Annotated in this window: 14 protein-coding genes; 10 read left to right on the top strand and 4 right to left on the bottom strand. The window is 73.2% G+C overall.

The window, feature by feature from the left end:
- Positions 1-24: 24 nt before the first annotated feature.
- The 3 genes from BAY60_RS02735 to BAY60_RS02725 form a co-directional block, all read right to left on the bottom strand.
- Positions 25-1,290 (bottom strand): exo-beta-N-acetylmuramidase NamZ family protein, encoded by a 1,266-nt coding sequence (locus tag BAY60_RS02735; protein ID WP_112279232.1) that lies wholly within the window; start codon positions 1,288-1,290, stop codon positions 25-27.
- Positions 1,291-1,295: 5 nt separating this feature from the next.
- Complete coding sequence (locus tag BAY60_RS02730) at positions 1,296-3,104, bottom strand: glycoside hydrolase family 3 protein (protein WP_112279231.1); 1,809 nt, start codon at positions 3,102-3,104, stop codon at positions 1,296-1,298.
- A gap of 588 nt (positions 3,105-3,692) precedes the next feature.
- On the bottom strand, positions 3,693-4,517 hold the full coding sequence (locus BAY60_RS02725) for an HAD family hydrolase (protein ID WP_112279230.1): 825 nt from the start codon (positions 4,515-4,517) through the stop codon (positions 3,693-3,695).
- A 402-nt stretch (positions 4,518-4,919) separates the two neighbouring features.
- On the opposite strand from BAY60_RS02725, the gene ssd reads away from it, so the two are divergent.
- The 8 genes from ssd to BAY60_RS02685 all read left to right on the top strand — a co-directional run bounded on the left by ssd (position 4,920) and on the right by BAY60_RS02685 (position 10,847).
- Entirely contained in the window at positions 4,920-5,999 is a 1,080-nt protein-coding gene (gene ssd / locus BAY60_RS02720; protein WP_112279229.1) for a septum site-determining protein Ssd, read from the top strand.
- A 21-nt stretch (positions 6,000-6,020) separates the two neighbouring features.
- The gene (locus BAY60_RS02715) at positions 6,021-7,220 is read left to right on the top strand and encodes a TadA family conjugal transfer-associated ATPase (protein WP_112279228.1); all 1,200 of its coding nucleotides are present in this window, start codon (positions 6,021-6,023) and stop codon (positions 7,218-7,220) included.
- Positions 7,214-8,038, top strand: a complete 825-nt coding sequence (locus BAY60_RS02710) for a type II secretion system F family protein (protein WP_112279227.1) — start codon at positions 7,214-7,216, stop codon at positions 8,036-8,038. The genes BAY60_RS02715 and BAY60_RS02710 overlap by 7 nt, the downstream gene beginning before the upstream one ends.
- Positions 8,032-8,787, top strand: a complete 756-nt coding sequence (locus BAY60_RS02705) for a type II secretion system F family protein (RefSeq protein ID WP_112279226.1) — start codon at positions 8,032-8,034, stop codon at positions 8,785-8,787. Before BAY60_RS02710 ends, BAY60_RS02705 begins: the two co-directional genes overlap by 7 nt.
- Positions 8,788-8,827: 40 nt before the next feature.
- Complete coding sequence (locus tag BAY60_RS02700) at positions 8,828-9,031, top strand: DUF4244 domain-containing protein (protein WP_112280668.1); 204 nt, start codon at positions 8,828-8,830, stop codon at positions 9,029-9,031.
- A 2-nt stretch (positions 9,032-9,033) separates the two neighbouring features.
- Positions 9,034-9,447, top strand: a complete 414-nt coding sequence (locus BAY60_RS02695) for a TadE family type IV pilus minor pilin (RefSeq protein WP_112279225.1) — start codon at positions 9,034-9,036, stop codon at positions 9,445-9,447.
- A complete protein-coding gene (locus BAY60_RS02690; protein WP_245992283.1) occupies positions 9,434-9,943 on the top strand; it encodes an Rv3654c family TadE-like protein in 510 nt (169 codons plus the stop codon). The genes BAY60_RS02695 and BAY60_RS02690 overlap by 14 nt, the downstream gene beginning before the upstream one ends.
- 262 nt (positions 9,944-10,205) lie before the next feature.
- On the top strand, positions 10,206-10,847 hold the full coding sequence (locus BAY60_RS02685) for a bifunctional DNA primase/polymerase (protein ID WP_112279223.1): 642 nt from the start codon (positions 10,206-10,208) through the stop codon (positions 10,845-10,847).
- On the opposite strand, the gene BAY60_RS02680 is transcribed toward BAY60_RS02685, so the two are convergent.
- The gene (locus BAY60_RS02680) at positions 10,811-13,420 is read right to left on the bottom strand and encodes a DEAD/DEAH box helicase (protein ID WP_112280667.1); all 2,610 of its coding nucleotides are present in this window, start codon (positions 13,418-13,420) and stop codon (positions 10,811-10,813) included. The two genes, BAY60_RS02685 and BAY60_RS02680, sit on opposite strands and share 37 nt — an antisense overlap.
- Before the next feature lie 236 nt (positions 13,421-13,656).
- Here BAY60_RS02680 and BAY60_RS02675 point away from each other — a divergent pair, with 236 nt between their 5' ends.
- A complete protein-coding gene (locus BAY60_RS02675) occupies positions 13,657-15,942 on the top strand; it encodes a sodium-translocating pyrophosphatase (RefSeq protein ID WP_112279222.1) in 2,286 nt (761 codons plus the stop codon).
- Between the two features lie 248 nt (positions 15,943-16,190).
- Entirely contained in the window at positions 16,191-16,766 is a 576-nt protein-coding gene (locus tag BAY60_RS02670; protein WP_146770969.1) for a hypothetical protein, read from the top strand.
- The last annotated feature ends 8 nt before the right edge of the window (positions 16,767-16,774 follow it).

Raw genomic sequence — 16,774 nt, 5'->3', positions numbered from 1 at the left:
GCGATGCGCCGCCGCACGCCGGCCTCACCGGTAGCTCAGGTACGGCTCGCGCCGCCCCGTGAACTCGGCCAGCTCCTGCCGCCAGGAGCCGACGATCTCGTCGGTGCCCGCGCCGCGGTCGACCATCGTGCGCAGCCTCGCGGAACCGAAGAGCTTGTCGACGAAGCGATCCTCGCGCCAGCCGAAGATCGCGGGATGCAGGCGCCGTGCCGTCACGATCATCGCCACGGCCGTGCGGATGGCGTCGAACGCCCGCGGCTGCGTGACGACGATCTGCACGCCGCCGCACGTCTGGCCCGTGAACTTGCCGAACGTCGGCACGAAGTACGCCTCGCGGAACCGCACCCCGGGCAGGTCCTGCTCGCCCAGCTTCTCGCGCCAGCGCCAGTCGACTCCCGGCGCGCCGATGATCTCGAACGGGCGGGTGGTGCCCCTGGCCTCGGAGAACAGCGTGCCCTCGAACAGACAGGTGCCCGGATAGACGAGTGCCGTGTCGGGGGTGGGCATGTTGGGGCTCGGCGGTGTCCATGCCAGCCCGGTCTCGACGAACAGCTGGCTGCGCCGCCAGCCGCGCGTCTGCACGACCTCCAGTTCGGCCGGCCGCACGCCCTCGGCGGGCAGGAACTCGGCGGCGAAGAACCGGGCCAGCTCGCCGACGGTCATGCCGTGCTGTTGCACGATCGGTTTGAGGCCGACACCGGAGCTGAACGCCGGGTCGAGCATGGGCCCGCAGGCGGTGCCGCCGACGGGATTCGGACGGTCGAGCACCACGAACGCGGCGCCGGTGCGAGCGGCGGCCACCATCGCGGTGTACATCGACCAGATGTAGGTGTAGAACCGCGCGCCGACGTCGGCGATGTCGAACACCACCGTGTCCACGCCCGCCTTGGTGAACATGCCCGCCAGCGTCTCGGCGTTCGCGCCGTAGGCGTCGTAGACCGGTATGCCGGTGCGCGGGTCGGCGTAGTCGCCCTCGGAGCCGCCCGCCTGGGCGCTGCCGCGGAAACCGTGCTCGGGTCCGAACGCCGCCACCGGCCGCACCCCGGCCGCGACGAGCGAGTCGACGACATGGTCACCGTCGGCGAGCACTCCGGTGGGGTTCGACAGCACGCCCACCTTCCGCCCCGCGAGGCGGCGCCAGCCCTCGGCGGCGAGCCGGTCGGCGCCGGTGACCACAGGGCCCTGCTCGCCCGTGGGGGCCGGTTCGGCGGCGGCGAACCGCGAGCCGGTGGTGAGCACCGGGCTCGCCAGCGCGCTCGCGGCGAGGAAGAGGCGGCGGTTGACCGTCATCGTGGCTACCAGGTGAGTCCGTGGCCGAACGGGTAGAGCACGGTCCCGGCGTCGTCGCCCGCGGGGACGTTCACCGGCAGCGCTCCCCGTGGGGGGATCTCGCCGAGCAGCACCCTCGCCAGCGAGGTCATGGTCACGCTCCGCCAGTCGTAGGTGGCGACCCAGGTCGGCACGTCCGCGTAGCCGGGGTCGTACGGTTCCTGGACCGAGACTGCCACGACGGGCTTGCCCGTCGCCAGCAGAGCGTTCACCAGATCGATCTGTCCCTGGCTGCCGCGCAGGTTGTTGGTGAGCACCACCACCGTGCCGGCGTCGCCGGCGGCGCGCACGGCCTCGTCGATGGCGGCCGCGTCCGGGTTGGTGCCGGTCGGCAGCGCCCTCGCCGACGGCAGCGCGGCCGCGAGGGCGGCCACGGGCGCCGCCGGGTAGCCGGGATAGTCCGGGCGGCTCCAGCCGGTGACCAGCAGGTCGCGTCGGCCGGTCAGCGGAAGCAGGCCCGCGTCGTTGCGCAACACCGTGGTGGTGCGGTCGGCGATCTCCTGCACGCGGGACAGATTCCGCGGCGTGCCCACGGTGCGGCCGACTGCGCGCTCGTTCACCAGCGGCTTCGCGACGACACCGCGCGTGTACTTCAGCTCGAGGATGCGCTCGACGCTGGCGTCGATGCGCTGCTCGGTGAGCCGCCCGCCGCGCACCGCGTCGAGCACACCCTGGATGGCGATGTCGAGGTCGGGCGGCATCAGCATCTGGTCGACGCCCGCCTCGAGCGCGAGCACCGGGATCTCGGCGTCCGGGTGCAGCTCCCGCACGCCCTGCATCTGCAGGGAGTCGGTGACCACCACGCCGTCGTAGCCCAGTTCCTCCCGCAGCAGGCCGGTGATGATCGGCCGGGACAGCGTGGCGGGGTTCCCGGAGGGGTCGAGGCTCGGCACCGTGATGTGCGCGGTCATGATCGAGTCGACGCCGACCTCGACGGCGGCCCGGAACGGTGGCAGGTCGGTCTGGCGCCACTCCTGCTCGGTCCTGTCGATCACGGGCAGGCCGGTGTGGCTGTCGGTCGCCGCGTCGCCGTGGCCGGGGAAGTGCTTGGCCGAGGCCGAGACGGTCTCGGTGTTGCGCCCGGAGTCCTCGTAGCCCCGGACCTGCGCGGAGACGAACTCGCTCGCCAGCGCGGGATCGGACGAGAACGACCGCGAGCCGATGACCGGGTTGAGCGGGTTGGAGTTCACGTCGGCCACCGGTGCGAAGTCCTGGGCGATGCCCATCGCGCGCAGCTCGGCACCGCCGATCGCCGCCGTGGCCGCGGCGTCGGCGGCGCTGCGGCCCGCGCCGAGCGCCATCGCGCTGGGAAACTCGGTGGCCTCACCGGCGATCCGCGTGACGCGGCCGCCCTCCTGGTCGACCGAGATGAGCAGCGGCACCCGCGGCTCCGCGCGCAGCGCGGCGCGTTGCAGGCCGTTGGACAACCGCGCGAGCTGCGCCGGGTCGTCGATGTTGTCGGTGCCGGAGTGGTTGAAGTAGATGACGCCGCCGACGTGGTAGCGCGAGACCACCTCGGCGGGAGTTCCGACGCCGTACTTGGCCTGGTTGCCGGGGTGCGCCTCGTGCGCCGCCTTGCCCCACACGTCGGCGACGAAGAGCTGGCCCACCTTCTCCTCGAGGCTCATGCCGCGCAGCGTCCGCCGCGCCCAGGCGCTCGCTCTGTCCTCGATGCCGGCCTCGGTCGTGGCCACACCGGCATTCTCCGCGCCCTCCGCCGCGGCGGCTGCTGAGGGTACCGCGGGAGCGGTGGCTGCCAGGAGCCCGGCGAGCATCGTGGCACGGATTCTTCCGCGTGTGCGGCCAACGGTGGTCACGGCAGCCTCCCCGGTTGTCAGCGCGCGCTGTGGGTTATCCACGAGAACGCGGCGGCATCGGAAAGCTACTGACGAACGCACCCCTGGTCAACGGCCGAAAGGAGGGTGTCGGACGAGCCTGCGCCGGGGGCTCGGAGTGAGCCGGGCTGCGCATACGCTGGCGGCGCCCGCCGACGTGACCGTCAGCGGGCGCCGCCTGCTCGCGCGGACTGCTCGGGCGACCAAGCTGCAACTCGTGTCGTATTTACGGGGACTCGGCGTCCGGCGTCCCGTGGCGCAGTCCCTCAACGACAAGCCTCCCGCGGCGTGCCCAGCGTGGGTACCCGCAGCCCGCGCACGGAGATCTTCCCGGGGTGGACCAGGCTTCTCTGCTGCCTGGCCCCTGGCCGACAAGACGTCCGCACCTCTTTTCTACCCAGTGACGGGCGTCACTTCAAGGGTGCGAAAGGGTGCACCGGTACAGAGGCTCGATCCAGTGACCCGGCGGTGCGCCCTTCGTGACCGCGCCGCCCGCCCGGGGGCCAGGGTGAGGCATGTGGGTGCCGGCTACGCGTCTTTGCGGCGGCGCCGCGACAGCCCGTAGAGGGTGGCCCCCGCGACGGCGCCGACGCCGAGACCGACGGCCATCACCGCGGCCGACGACGACGGGATGCGGGCGCGCAGTGAGACGGGGTTCGCGAAGGTGTGCACCGGCCAGCCGCGCTCGGCGGCGAGCTTGCGCAGGGCCCGGTCGGGGTTGACCACGTGCGGGTTGCCGACCACCTCCAGCAGCGGCGCGTCGGTGCTCGAGTCGGTGTAGGCGTGACAGGCGGCGAGGTCGTAGCCGTACTCGGCGGCGAACCGTTCGGCGGCGACCGCCTTGTACTCGCCGTAGCAGTAGAAGTCGAGCTCCCCCGAGTACTTGCCGTCGACGACCTGCATGCGGGTGCCCATGCTGCGCGTGGCGCCCAGCATCTGCGCGATCGGCGTGACGACCTCTTCGCCGGTCGCCGACAACACGATGACGTCGTGACCCTGCTCCTTGTGCTCCGCGATCAGATCCGCGGCTTCCGCATACACCAGGGGTGCGACGACGTCGTGCAGCGTCTCGCTGACCACGGCCTTCACCTGCTCGACGTCCCAGCCCGCGCACATCGCCGAGATCTCGGCGCGCAGCCGTTCCGTGCGCGTCGCGTCGGCACCGGACAGGGAGAACACCAGCTGGGCGTAGGCGCTTTTCAACGCCGCCCGCCGGTTGATCAGTCCCTGCCGGAGAAACGGCTTGCTGAACGCGAGCGCGCTCGACGACGCGATGATCGTCTTGTCGAGATCGAAGAACGCCGCCACCGCGGGTGCGTCGCGCGCGCTCGGTGCGCTGCTGAGTTCGGCCACGGCTCCACGATAAGTGATCACACCGCCGGGCTTTGCGGACGCGCGCCGTTGGCGAGCGGCGGCGAGGAGTGGCCGCCGGAAAAACCCCATCACCTAGGGGGTTCCGGCTGCCCGTGCCGTTACCGAATCGCCGTGCTCGCCAGCGTTTTCCGCTCCTTGGGCGAGCTACAGTTGAGGGATCCGGTGGAAAACCGGAGCGGTTCAGCTCGACCCCCCGGAGCTGAACCTTCGGCGGCCCCCGCTCCTCCCCCCTGGCGGGGGCCGCTCCACGTCCGCCCACAGATCTGTCCACAGGCCCCCGGTTGTCCACAGGGCCACGGATCCGGCGTTGTCCGGCCTGCCCGCGTGGCGCGACGGTGGAGACCGATTCGCCAGCGACGTTCTCGTTTTCCGGGGGTAGCCGTGCAGACCGATCAACGCCCGCTCGTCGCCGTCGCCGACGGCACCGTTCTCGACGAGATACTGCGCCTCGCCGCGGCCGTGGGCTGCGAGCCCGAGTGCGTGAGCGATCTCGGCGCCGCGCGCGGCCGGTGGGCCCGCGCGCCGCTCGTGCTCACCGACGACGAGTCGGCCGCGAGCGCGGCCACAGCCGATCTGCCGCGCCGCACCGGAGTTCTGCTCGTCCGCAAGGGCCCGCCGGCGGCCGAGTCGTGGAAGCACGCGGTCACGGTCGGCGCCGATGCCATCGTGGCGCTGCCCGATGACGAGGACGCGTTGCTGGCGGCGCTGGCCGACATGGTGGAGGCGCCCGAACCCGGCGGTGGGCACGTGCTCGCCGTGCTGGGCGGCCGTGGTGGCGCGGGGGCGTCCGTGCTCGCGGCGGGCATCGCCGTCACCGCCGCGAGAGCGGGTGGCCGTTGCCTGCTCGTGGACTGCGATCCGCTCGGCGGCGGCATCGATCTCGTGCTCGGCGCGGAGCTGAGCGAAGGGCTTCGCTGGCCGGGTCTGCGCATCGGGTCCGGACGTGTGTCGATGTCCGCGCTCGACGACGCGCTCCCGGGCACAAGGCACGGCGAGGGCGCGCTGGCGGTGCTGTCCTGCGGGCGGGAAGGCCCTGGCCCGGACGACGCGGCCGTGGCCGCGGTCGTCGACGCGGGACGGCGCGCGGGCCGGCTCGTCGTCTGCGACCTGCCGCGCCGCCGTGGTCCGGGCACCGACGCGGTGCTGGAGCGGGCCGGTCTCGTCGTGCTCGTGGTTCCGGCCGAGGTGCGGGCGTGTGTCGCCGCCGCCCGCGTGCTCGCCGATCTAGGCGACCACGCCGGCAAGGTCAGGGCACTGGCCAGGGGCCCCGCGCCGGACGGGCTCACCTCCGACGACGTCGCCGACGCGGTCGGTGTCCCTTCGCTGGGCTGGCTGCGCCGCGACCGAGGGCTCGGCAGGGCGTTGGAGCGCGGCGTGTTCGACCCGCGCCCCGGTGGCGGGCTCGCGACGGCCTCGCGGGCCGTCCTCGGTGCACTGCCGGCTCCCGACCATCCACAGTAGAAAAGCCGAGGGGGGAACACGATGACGTCCACTGTCCAGTCGGGACAGAATCGGCACGACGGTGAGCTCGTCGCCAGGGTCCGCAGGCGGCTCGCGGGTGCCGGCTCCGGCACCGATCCGCGCACCGTGGCCGACGCGCTGCGCGCCGAAACCGGCGGAGTCACCGGCCATCTGGACCTGCTCGACGCGTTGCGGCTGTTGCGGCACGAGTTCGTCGGCGCGGGACCGTTGGAGCCGCTGCTCGCCGACCCGGCGGTGTCGGACGTGCTCGTCACCGCGCCCGACGAGGTCTGGGTCGACGGCGGGGCGGGGCTGGCCCGCACCGGCATCCGGTTTCCCGACGAGGAGGCCGTGCGACGGCTGGCGCAGCGGCTCGCGCTCGCGGCAGGCCGCAGGCTCGACGACGCGCAGCCCTACGTGGACGGATGGCTGCCCGGCGCCGGCCCGCACGGCAGGGTGCGACTGCACGCGGTGCTGCCGCCGATCGCGGCGAACGGCACCTGCCTTTCGCTGCGGGTGCTGCGCCCCGCGGCCCACGGCCTGGGTGCCCTGCGCAGGCTCGGCACCGTCGACGACCACGGGCTGGCGCTGCTCGGCGAGATCGTCACCGCCCGGCTGGCGTTCCTGGTCAGCGGCGCGACCGGCTCCGGCAAGAGCACCCTGCTCGCGGCACTGCTCGGTGCGGTCCCGCCTGCCGAGCGCATCGTCTGCGTCGAGGACGCCGGCGAGCTGCAGCCCGCGCATCCCCAGTTCGTGCGTCTCGTGGCCCGGCCGCCCAACGTGGAGGGCGCGGGCGAGGTGACGCTGCGGGAGCTGGTGCGGGAGGCGCTGCGGATGCGGCCCGACCGCCTGGTGGTGGGCGAGGTGCGCGGTCAGGAGGTCTGCGAGCTGCTGACCGCGCTCAACACCGGCCACGACGGCGGCTCGGGCACGCTGCACGCCAACTCACCCAGCGAGGTTCCGGCGCGGCTCGAAGCGCTCGCGGCCCTCGGCGGGCTGGGCAGGGCGGCGCTGCACAGCCAGCTGGCGGCCGCGGTGCACGTGGTGCTGCACATGCGCCGCCATGCCGACGGTCGCCGCGTGCTCGCGGAGATCGGCGTGGTCGAGCGGGCGGGTGACACGGTGCGCGTGCTGCCCGCCTGGCGCCCGGACGGCTGGGCCGAAGGCAGGGACCTGCTCGCCCGGCTGCTGGAAGCGGCCGGGGGTGGGCTGCCGTGCTGACCACCGCGCTCGCGTGTGGCGGGCTGGCGCTGCTGTGCTGGCCGCCCGCCGCGTCGGCGGCCCGGCTGGCGACGGTCACCGGCCGCCTCCGCGGTGCCTGCTGGACGGTGCGCCTGGGCAGGCGGCACGTGGGCATGCTCCTGGCGGCCGCGGCGGCGCTGGCGACCGCCGTGCTGGCCGGTCCGGCTGTCGCGCTCGCACTGACCGTGCTGGCCTGTGCGGCGGGCTGGTACCGGCGCGAACGGTGCGCGACCCGCGCGCGGCTCGCGGCGGCCGAGGGGCTGGCCGAGGCGGTGCGGGCGATGGCGGCCGAGCTCCGTACGGGCGCGCACCCGTCCGCCGCCGCGGACGCCGCCGCAGGCGACGCCGACCCCGGCGCGGCCGGGGTGCTGCGAGCCGTCGCGGCGTCCGCCCGCCTCGGAGGCGACCTCGACGCCGCGCTCGCCGAAACGGCCGCCGCGCGGGAGCCCGCCGTCAACCGGGATGTGGTCGCCCGGCTGGTCGCCGGGTGGGCGCTCGCGCGCGAGCACGGCCTCCCGCTGGCCGGTGTGCTCGACGCGGTGCGCCGCGATGTGGACGCCACCGTGCGTCTGGCGAAACAGATCGACGCGCGGATGGCGGGCCCCCGGGCGAGCGCGGGCATTCTCGCGCTGCTGCCGCTGGGCGGCGTCGCGCTCGGCGAGGCCATGGGCGCCGCGCCGCTGCGGGTCCTGGGTACCACTGCGGCCGGTCAGGTCCTGCTCGTCGCGGGCTGTCTGCTCGTCCTCGCCGGGGTCGCCTGGAGCGCCGCGCTGACCGGGCGGGTGATGGCATGCTGACCACGCTGAACGCCCCGAGCGTGGTGGCCGCGCTGCTCGCGGCGGCTGTGCTGGCGCTCCCGTCCGGGCGGGCGGCACGGCTGCGGGCGATCCTGCCCTCCACCCGGGCCCGGCCGCGGGCCCGGCTCGCGGCGGCGACCGCGTCACCGCACTGGCGGCCGGCGTGTGTGGCGGTGCCGGTCACGGTGTTCGTCGCGGCTGTGGGCGGCACCGTGGCGGCGGTACCGGTGGCGGTGGGTGCGGGTGCCCTCGCGTGGTTCGGCACCCGGAGATGGCTCGCCACAAGGGGCCGCACGGGTAGCTCCGAGCAGGCCCTGCGGCTCGCGGCCACCGGTGACCTGCTCGCCGCGTGCCTGAGAGCAGGCCTGCCCGTGCCGGTTGCCGTGCGCGCGGTGGCCGGTACCGCTCCGGCCGAAGCGGAAGCCGCGCTGCGCGCCACCTCCGAGCTGCTCGCGCTGGGCGCGGAACCTGCCGAGGCCTGGGAGCCCGCGCGCGGTTGTGCCGCGACCGCGGAGCTCGCCCGTGCTGCGTGCCGCACGGCGCGATCCGGCAGCGCGCTGGCCGGTGCCGCCGGGGAACTGGCCGAACGCGCCCGGGCTTCGGTGGCCGACGAGGCCGAGGCTCGAGCACAGCGCGCGGGCGTGCTGATCACCGGGCCGCTCGCCCTGTGTTTCCTTCCCGCCTTCCTGTGTCTGGGGGTGATCCCGGTCGTGATCGGCCTCGCCGGCCAGCTCACCGTCCTGCCCTGAACCCACCTCTTCACCCAGAAGGAGACCTGTCATGAACACCATGTTGACCCGCGCGGTGCTGCTCGTCCGGCCGTCGCGCGACGACGATGGCGACGCCGATGCCGGGATGAGCACGGCGGAGTACGCCATCGGCACCATCGCGGCCGCCGCGTTCGCCGCCGTGCTGTACGCGGTGGTCACCGGCGACTCGATCCTCAGCGGGCTCACCTCGCTCGTGGAGCGGGCGATCTCGGTGGACTTCTGACGATGGCCGCTTCCCCGGTTCCCTCGCCTGCGGCGGCCGACCGTGGCTCCGTGACGGTGGAGGGTGCACTCGCGCTGTGTTCTCTCGTCGTGGTCTTCGCCTTCGTGCTCGCCGGGACCGCGGCGGTCACCGGGCAGCTGCGGTGCACCGACGCCGCGAGGGAGGCGGCGCGGCTCATCGCGAGGGGGCAACCGGCGCTGGCCGCCGAGGCGGTGCGCACGCTCGCACCGTCCGGCGCCACGCTCGACGTGCGCGGCCAGGGCCGCACGGTGGCCGTCACGGTGCGCGCCGATCCTGCCGGTGGCCTGCTGCCCGGCGTCACGGTGGTGGCGAGCGCCCATGCCGAGCTGGAGCCCGGTGTCGCGGGCGTCTCCCGCGACGAGCCCGCAGAGGTGGGTGCCGGTGCTCCGCGCTGACGGAAGGACAGCCGGCGACGAGCGGTGCGGCGAGGCACGGGGCGACCGCGGCTCGGCCACCGTGTGGGCAGCCGGCGCCATCGCCGCTCTGCTGGCCGTCACCGGGCTGCTGTGGGCGCTGGGTGCGGCCGCGGTGACCCGGCACCGCGCGGCGAGCGCCGCCGACCTGGCCGCGCTCGCCGCCGCGGGACACGTCCAGGACGGTGCTGTCGAGGCATGCGGACACGCCACCCGCATCGCCGAGCGGATGCGGGTGGCCGTACGGGACTGCCGCCTCGAACAGTGGGACGCACTCGTGGTCGTCGAGGCGGAGGGGCCCGGCTTGCTCGCGGCGTTCGGCCCGGCGGTCGGCAGAGCCAGGGCAGGGCCTGCCGAGCCGATCGCGACGAGTGGACGAGCGGTCGGCGAACGGCACGGTGCCGGTGACCGGTTGGGCGCCGCCCCGGCCACCGCGCAGCGGTCGTCGGCACACGATGAACGGTCTCGCAGCGGGTGAGCAGCGCTGAACGCCCGCGTACCGCCCTGTTCGCCCGCGCCTCTGGCGTGCACCGGAGCTGCGACGAACGGCGAGGTCATCGGCCACTGAGCCCGATGATCGACGCCCGGCGTTCGGCCGGACCGTTGTGTCGATGCTCACTCGTCGTTTCGTGACTGCCGGTTGTCGACGGAGGGCTATCGCCGTCGTGCAACTTGCCGTTTATTCATATGTGACACCGCGCACGAGGCGGTGAAGGTTTCTGAGGAGGCTTGAGAAAGACATGTTGGACACGGAGTGGTCGGACAGCTGGCGCGGCGCGTTCCGCATCGAGTTGCGCGCCGAGGCCATCGGTCTCGCCTGGCGGGGCTGGCCCGTCCTGCCCGGCACCTATCCCGACACCGCCGACCGTCCGGAGCCCGGCTCCACGTGGACCCGGCCGGTGCCCGCTCACGACGACTGGCAGCAGCGGCTGGGCGCGCACCCGCGGCAGGTCGCCGCATGGTGGACCGGACGCCCGTACAGCCTCCTCGTGGCCACCGGCACCATGGTCGACGCGATCGAGGTCGACGACCGGCTCGGCCGCCGGGCCGCCACGTTGCTGCGCGCCACCGGCAACCCGGCGCCGATCGTGGCCATGCCCAACGGCCGCTGGCTCTTCCTGACCACCTCGGCGGAGCGGGTCCCGGCCGTGCTCGCCGAACACGAGGACGTCGAGTGGCACACGGAGGGCAGCTGGATCCCGCTGCCGCCCACGCCGTTCGAGCACGGCGTGGTGCACTGGCGGGTGAAGCCGGAGATCTGGGGCTGGCGGCTGCCCCGGGCCGAGGCCGTGCACGACGTGCTGGTGCGCGCGCTGCTCGGCGCGCATGCCGAGCAGCCGGTGGCTCAGCCGGTCTTCGCGGCCGGGTCCTCCGCAGCCTGAGTGACCACCATGTGGCCGTGCGAAGCATCGCGGTTCAGCGCCCCGAGCACGATGTCCAGCACGGTCACCGCCCCTGCCTTGTCCAGCGGATCGTTGCCGTTCCCGCACTTCGGCGACTGGACGCAGGACGGGCATCCCGCCGGGCACTCGCAGGAGACGATCGCCTCCCGCGTGGCGGCCAGCCAAGGGACGAGCGCGGCGAAGCCGCGGTCGGCGAATCCCGCACCTCCGGGATGACCATCGTGCACGAACACCGTCGCCTCCCCGGTGTCACTGTGCAGAGCGGTGGAAACCCCGCCGATGTCCCAGCGGTCGCACGTAGCGAACAGCGGTAGCAGGCCGATCGCCGCGTGCTCGGCGGCATGCAGGGCGCCGGGGATGCGCGCCGGATCAAGACCGGCGCCCCCCGGCGCCCTGCCATTCGCCGTGGATCCGTTGCCGCCCCGGGATGCCGCGCCGTTCGCGAGCAGTTCGTCGCTGTGTTCTCGCGGCTCTGCGCGCGACGTGATCGCGTCGCCGGGGCTTGGGCTCTCGTTGTTCGGCTGCGGTTCTCCGGCGGAGCGCCCCGCCGCCGCGATCGCGGGGCCCTCGGCCGGAGCGCGCTCGTGACTCGCCTGGGGTGCCGCGCCGTTCGCGAGCAGTTCGTCGCTGATCGTGTACCAGACCGCCCGCGTGCGCAGCACCTGTTCGGGCAGGTCGAGGGCCACGTGGTCCAGCACCTCACCGGACGGCAGCCGTCGCAGGTAGCCCACCACGCGCGACGTCACGGCGACCTCGCCGAGACACACCCGAACCCCGCCGTAGTGCTCCTCCCGCACCGTGTCGAGCACGGCGATGTCGATCACCTCGCGGGGCGTGGTGTTCCACTCCGGGTTCTCCTGGTGCACCAGCGCGAGCCCGTGTTCCAGGTCCAGCTCGTCCACGACGTACGACGTCCCCTGGTGCAGGTACACCGCCCCCGGATGCACGGTGCCGCACGCCGCCCCGGGGTCCACCGTGCCCAGCAGGCGGGAGGTGTCGGCCTCCACCACCGCCACCTGGTCGCCGCCCGAACCCCGGATGTCCACCTCGTGCTGCGGGCGGTCGCGCGTCGTCCAGTACCAGCCGGACGGCCTGCGCCGCAGCATCTTCTCCGCCACCAGGTCGTCGAGCACCTCCCGCGCCGCCTCACCCCCGAACGAGGGCAGATCCGCGGTGGTGAGCGGCAGCTCCGCGGCGGCGCACGCCAGTTGCGGCGCCAGCACGTACGGGTTCGCGGGGTCCAGCACCGCCGTCTCCACCGGCCGGTCCAGCAGTGCGGCCGGGTGATGCACCAGGTAGGTGTCGAGCGGGTCGTCCCGCGCGACGAACACCACGAGCGCCTCGTCGCCCGACCGGCCCGCGCGGCCGGACTGCTGCCAGAACGACGCCAGCGTGCCCGGATACCCCGCGAGCACCACCGCGTCCAGGCCCGCGATGTCCACGCCCAGCTCCAGGGCGTTCGTCGTCGCGACCCCGAGCAGCGTGCCGCCCAGCAGCGCCTTCTCCAGCGAGCGCCGTTCCTCGGGCAGGTACCCCGCGCGGTAGGCGGCCACCAGCCCGGTCAGCTTGCTGTCCACTTCGGACAGTATGCGCTTGGCTCCGAGCGAGGTCAGCTCGGCTCCGCGCCGAGAGCGCACGAACACCAGCGTTCTGGCGCCCTCGATGACGAGCTCGGCGAGGATGCGGCCCGCCTCGGCGCCGGCCGACCGGCGCACCGGCGCACCGTTCTCGCCTGCCAGCTCCTCCAGCAGTGGCGGCTCCCACAGGGCGACGGTGCGCGCGCCCCTCGGCGAGGCGTCGTCGGTGACCGCCACGCACGGCCCGCCCGTCAGCCGCTCGGCGAACGCGGCGGGCTCCGCGGTGGTCGCGGAGGCGAGCACGAACACCGGGTCCGCCCCGTAGTGCCTCGCCACCCGACGCAGCCTGCGCAGCAGCAGCGCAACGTGCGAGCCGAACACCCCGCGATAGCTGTGGCATTCGTCCACCACGACGTAACGCAGCTTGCGGAAGAACCGCGTCCAGCGGGCGTGCGCGGACAGGATGCCGCGGTGCAGCATGTCCGGGTTGGTGAACACCCAGCGCGCGTGCTGGCGCACCCAGTCGCGTTCGGGCAGCGGCGTGTCGCCGTCGTACGACGCGGGCCGGACACCGTCGACGCCCAGGTCGTCCACCGCGCGCAGCTGGTCGGCGCCGAGCGCCTTGGTGGGAGCGAGGTAGAGCGCCGTGGCCTTGCGGTCAGCCACCAGCGCCGACAGCACCGGCAGCTGGTACACGAGCGACTTGCCGGACGCGGTACCGGTGGCGACCACGACGTCGCTGCCGGACCACGCCAGCGACGCCGCCTCGGCCTGATGCGCCCACGGCCGCTCGACACCACACGCCCGGATCGCGTCCACGACCTCCCGCGGCGCCCAGTCCGGCCAGTCGGCGAACCGGGCGGGCCTCGCCGGGAGGTCGGCGACGTGCGTGACCGGGTTGCGCCGCTCGGGGATGCCCGCCGTCGCCCGGCGCAGCAGCTGCCGTGCTCGACCCGAATCCGTCGGCCCGCTCATGTGTTCGAGCATCGCACACCCGCTGCCGGGCACGAAAAGCCGTCGATGATCGGTTCAGTGAGCGGACTCACAGGCCTGCGCTGCGGAGACGAGGGTGGGACGCCTTGCCGCCGCGTCTGCCGCTACCAATAGACTCCGCGAAACCACACCAGAAGTGGTGTAGATCCCATGTCAGCGCCGGCACAGTGGCCAGTCCGCTCCGGCGCAGGCAACAGGCGACGTTTCCAGGAGGACGAATGTCCCGGCAATTCCTCGCGGAGGGCGGTCCCCAGCTCTCCGGAGGTGACTACGGCATCGTGGCCGTGGTCGCCGTGGTCGCCCTTGCTGCGATCGTCATTGGATATTTCCTGCTCAAGGAGGTTCTGGCCGCGGGCCAGGGCACCGAGAAGATGCAGGAGATCGCCAAGGCGGTGCAGGAAGGCGCGGCTGCCTATCTGAACCGGCAGCGGAAAACGCTCGCGATTTTCGGCGCGATCGTGTTCGTGTTGCTGTTCGCGCTTCCGGCGGAGGATTGGAACGAGCGCATAGGCCGTTCCGTCTTCTTCGTCGTCGGCGCGGTGTTCTCGTTCCTCATCGGCTATCTCGGCATGTGGCTGGCGACGCGCGCGAACGTCCGCGTCGCGGCGGCGGCACGTGAGCCGCAGGGCCGGGAGAAGGCGATGCGGATCGCGTTCCGCACCGGGGGCGTCGTCGGCATGTTCACCGTGGGCCTCGGCCTGTTCGGCGCCTCGGTGGTGGTGCTCGTCTACACGGGCCAGGCACCCAAGGTGCTGGAGGGCTTCGGCTTCGGCGCGGCGCTGATCGCCATGTTCATGCGTGTCGGCGGCGGCATCTTCACCAAGGCCGCGGACGTCGGCGCCGACCTCGTCGGCAAGGTCGAGCAGAACATTCCCGAGGACGACCCGCGCAACGCGGCCACGATCGCCGACAACGTGGGCGATAACGTGGGCGACTGTGCGGGCATGGCCGCGGACCTGTTCGAGTCGTACGCGGTGACGCTGGTCGCCGCGCTGATCCTCGGCAGCGCCGCGTTCGGCGCCGCGGGCTACGGCCTGGTGTTCCCGCTGATCATTCCGGCGATCGGTGTCATCACCGCCGTGATCGGCATCTACATCACCAAGGCCCGTGCCGGTGAGAGTGGGCTGACCACGATCAACCGCTCGTTCTACATCTCCGCGGTGATCTCGGCCGTGCTGTCCACCATCGCGGCGTTCGTGTTCCTGCCCACCTCCTTCGCGGGAGCCGACGGCAACCCGGCCGTCATCGCCACCGTGTCGGTGATCATCGGTATCGCGCTCGCCGGCGTCATCCTGTGGCTCACCGGCTACTACACCGGCACCGAGCACGGCCCGGTCAAGGACGTCGGCAAGACCTCGGAGACCGGTGCCGCGACCGTGATCCTGTCCGGCATCTCGGTCGGCTTCGAGTCGGCCGTGTTCACGGCGCTGGTCATCGGCGCGGCCGTGTACGGCGCCTACCTGCTCGGCGGCGCGGTGGCGCTGTTCGCGGTGGCGCTGGCGGGCACGGGCCTGCTCACCACGGTCGGCGTCATCGTCGCGATGGACACCTTCGGCCCGGTCTCCGACAACGCGCAGGGCATCGCCGAGATGTCCGGCGACCTGGAGGAGGGCGAGGGCGTGCAGATCCTCACCGAGCTGGACGCCGTCGGCAACACCACCAAGGCGATCACCAAGGGCATCGCGATCTCGACCGCGGTGCTCGCGGCGACCGCGCTGTTCGGCTCCTACTCCGAGGCCATCCTCGGCGCGCTCTCCGACGTGGGCACCGCGCTCGGCGAGGTTCCCGAGTCGTTCGTGGACAGCATCATCGAGCCGAACACGCTCGTCGGCGTGGTCATCGGCGCGGCCGTCGTGTTCCTGTTCTCCGGCCTTGCCATCAACGCGGTGTCCAGGGCCGCGGGTGCGGTGGTGTACGAGGTGCGCCGCCAGTTCCGCGACATCCCCGGGATCATGGAGGGCACCACCCGCCCCGAGTACGGCAGGGTCGTCGACATCGTCACCCGCGACTCGCTGCGCGAGCTGGCGACACCGGGCCTGCTCGCGGTGTTCGCGCCGATCGCCGTGGGCTTCGGTCTCGGCACCGGCGCGCTCGCCGGCTACCTCGGCGGCGCGATCGCGACGGGCACGCTGATGGCGGTGTTCCTCGCCAACTCCGGTGGCGCGTGGGACAACGCGAAGAAGCTCGTGGAGGACGGCCACCACGGTGGCAAGAACTCCGAGGCGCACGCCGCGACGGTCATCGGCGATACGGTCGGCGACCCGTTCAAGGACACGGCGGGCCCTGCCATCAACCCGCTGCTGAAGGTCATGAACCTGGTGTCGCTGCTCATCGCGCCCGCGGTGGTCCAGTTCACCGTGGGCCCGGACGCCTCGGTGGGCGTCCGGATCGCCATCGCCCTCGTGGCGGTGCTGATCATCGTGACCGCGATCGTGGTGTCGAAGCGCCGTGGTACGGCCATCGCCGAGACGCCCGCGCCGCAGTCGAGCAACACGAACGTCTAGCGCATCCGGCAGGAAAGCGGGCCCGGGACGCGGTGAACCGTGTCCCGGGCCCGCTTCGTGTCCGGGTGGTGCGGCGGGCGGCAGTGCGGTGATTTGCATCGCGTAACACGACCGGTACCGTCACAGTCGGTTGTGTCAGAGGACTGTCTGCGTCAGGAGGTGTCGGCGTGCGGCCCCGGATGACCGTTCTCGCCGCGGTGACCATGGCCCTGGGCCTTGGACTGGCGGGATGCGGTCAAGGCAGAGGCATGGACGGCGCTGACGGCCCGGTGGCACCGGGTGCGCAACCACAGGCCCGCGACGACGGGCCTGGCATGACGGCCCAGGAGGTGCGCAGGGAGGACGCCACCGTGGCCTGGGCCGACGACTACTGCGGAGCCGTGTCGGAGCTGGTGCAGTCGTTCTCCACGATGCCCGACATCGACCCGAGCACGCCGCAGCGCGCGTCCAGCACCTCCAGCCGCCTGCTCGGCGTGATGGTGAAGGGGCTGGACCGCACGCTGCGGCAGCTCGATGGCCTCGGCCCCGCGCCGGTGGCCGAGGGCGAGGCCATCAAGGCCGATGCCGTGTCCACCTACACCGGCATCCGTGACCGGGCACTCGGCGCCAAGCAGCAGCTCGACGCGGCCGTGGACGAGGAGCAGAGCCGGGCGGCGATCAGCGCCGTCCGCACGCCGCTCGAGGACATCGGCCGGATCAACCTGCTCAACGGCTTCGACACGGTGCCCGCGCTGAAGAAGGCGGCCGCGAAGGCGCCGTCGTGCCGTCAGCTCACCACGGACAGCGGTGCGCCGCGGTTCGACCCCGGCACCGCCGGCGGCTGAGGTGTGAG

This window comes from Prauserella muralis (genome assembly GCF_003202285.1).
In the GTDB taxonomy this organism is placed as follows: Bacteria; Actinomycetota; Actinomycetes; order Mycobacteriales; family Pseudonocardiaceae; genus Prauserella_B; species Prauserella_B muralis.
This window is presented reverse-complemented; position numbering and strand designations above follow the sequence as displayed.

Bases quoted from the DNA above. Each gene is read 5' to 3' on its own strand.
- BAY60_RS02670 (WP_146770969.1), top strand. From the start codon at position 16,191: ATGGACGGCGCTGACGGCCCGGTGGCACCGGGTGCGCAACCACAGGCC.
- BAY60_RS02685 (WP_112279223.1), top strand. From the start codon at position 10,206: ATGTTGGACACGGAGTGGTCGGACAGCTGGCGCGGCGCGTTCCGCATC.
- BAY60_RS02695 (WP_112279225.1), top strand. From the start codon at position 9,034: ATGGCCGCTTCCCCGGTTCCCTCGCCTGCGGCGGCCGACCGTGGCTCC.
- BAY60_RS02700 (WP_112280668.1), top strand. From the start codon at position 8,828: ATGTTGACCCGCGCGGTGCTGCTCGTCCGGCCGTCGCGCGACGACGAT.
- BAY60_RS02730 (WP_112279231.1), bottom strand. From the start codon at position 3,104: ATGCTCGCCGGGCTCCTGGCAGCCACCGCTCCCGCGGTACCCTCAGCA.
- BAY60_RS02715 (WP_112279228.1), top strand. From the start codon at position 6,021: ATGACGTCCACTGTCCAGTCGGGACAGAATCGGCACGACGGTGAGCTC.
- BAY60_RS02680 (WP_112280667.1), bottom strand. From the start codon at position 13,420: ATGAGCGGGCCGACGGATTCGGGTCGAGCACGGCAGCTGCTGCGCCGG.
- BAY60_RS02705 (WP_112279226.1), top strand. From the start codon at position 8,032: ATGCTGACCACGCTGAACGCCCCGAGCGTGGTGGCCGCGCTGCTCGCG.
- BAY60_RS02675 (WP_112279222.1), top strand. From the start codon at position 13,657: ATGTCCCGGCAATTCCTCGCGGAGGGCGGTCCCCAGCTCTCCGGAGGT.
- BAY60_RS02735 (WP_112279232.1), bottom strand. From the start codon at position 1,290: ATGACGGTCAACCGCCGCCTCTTCCTCGCCGCGAGCGCGCTGGCGAGC.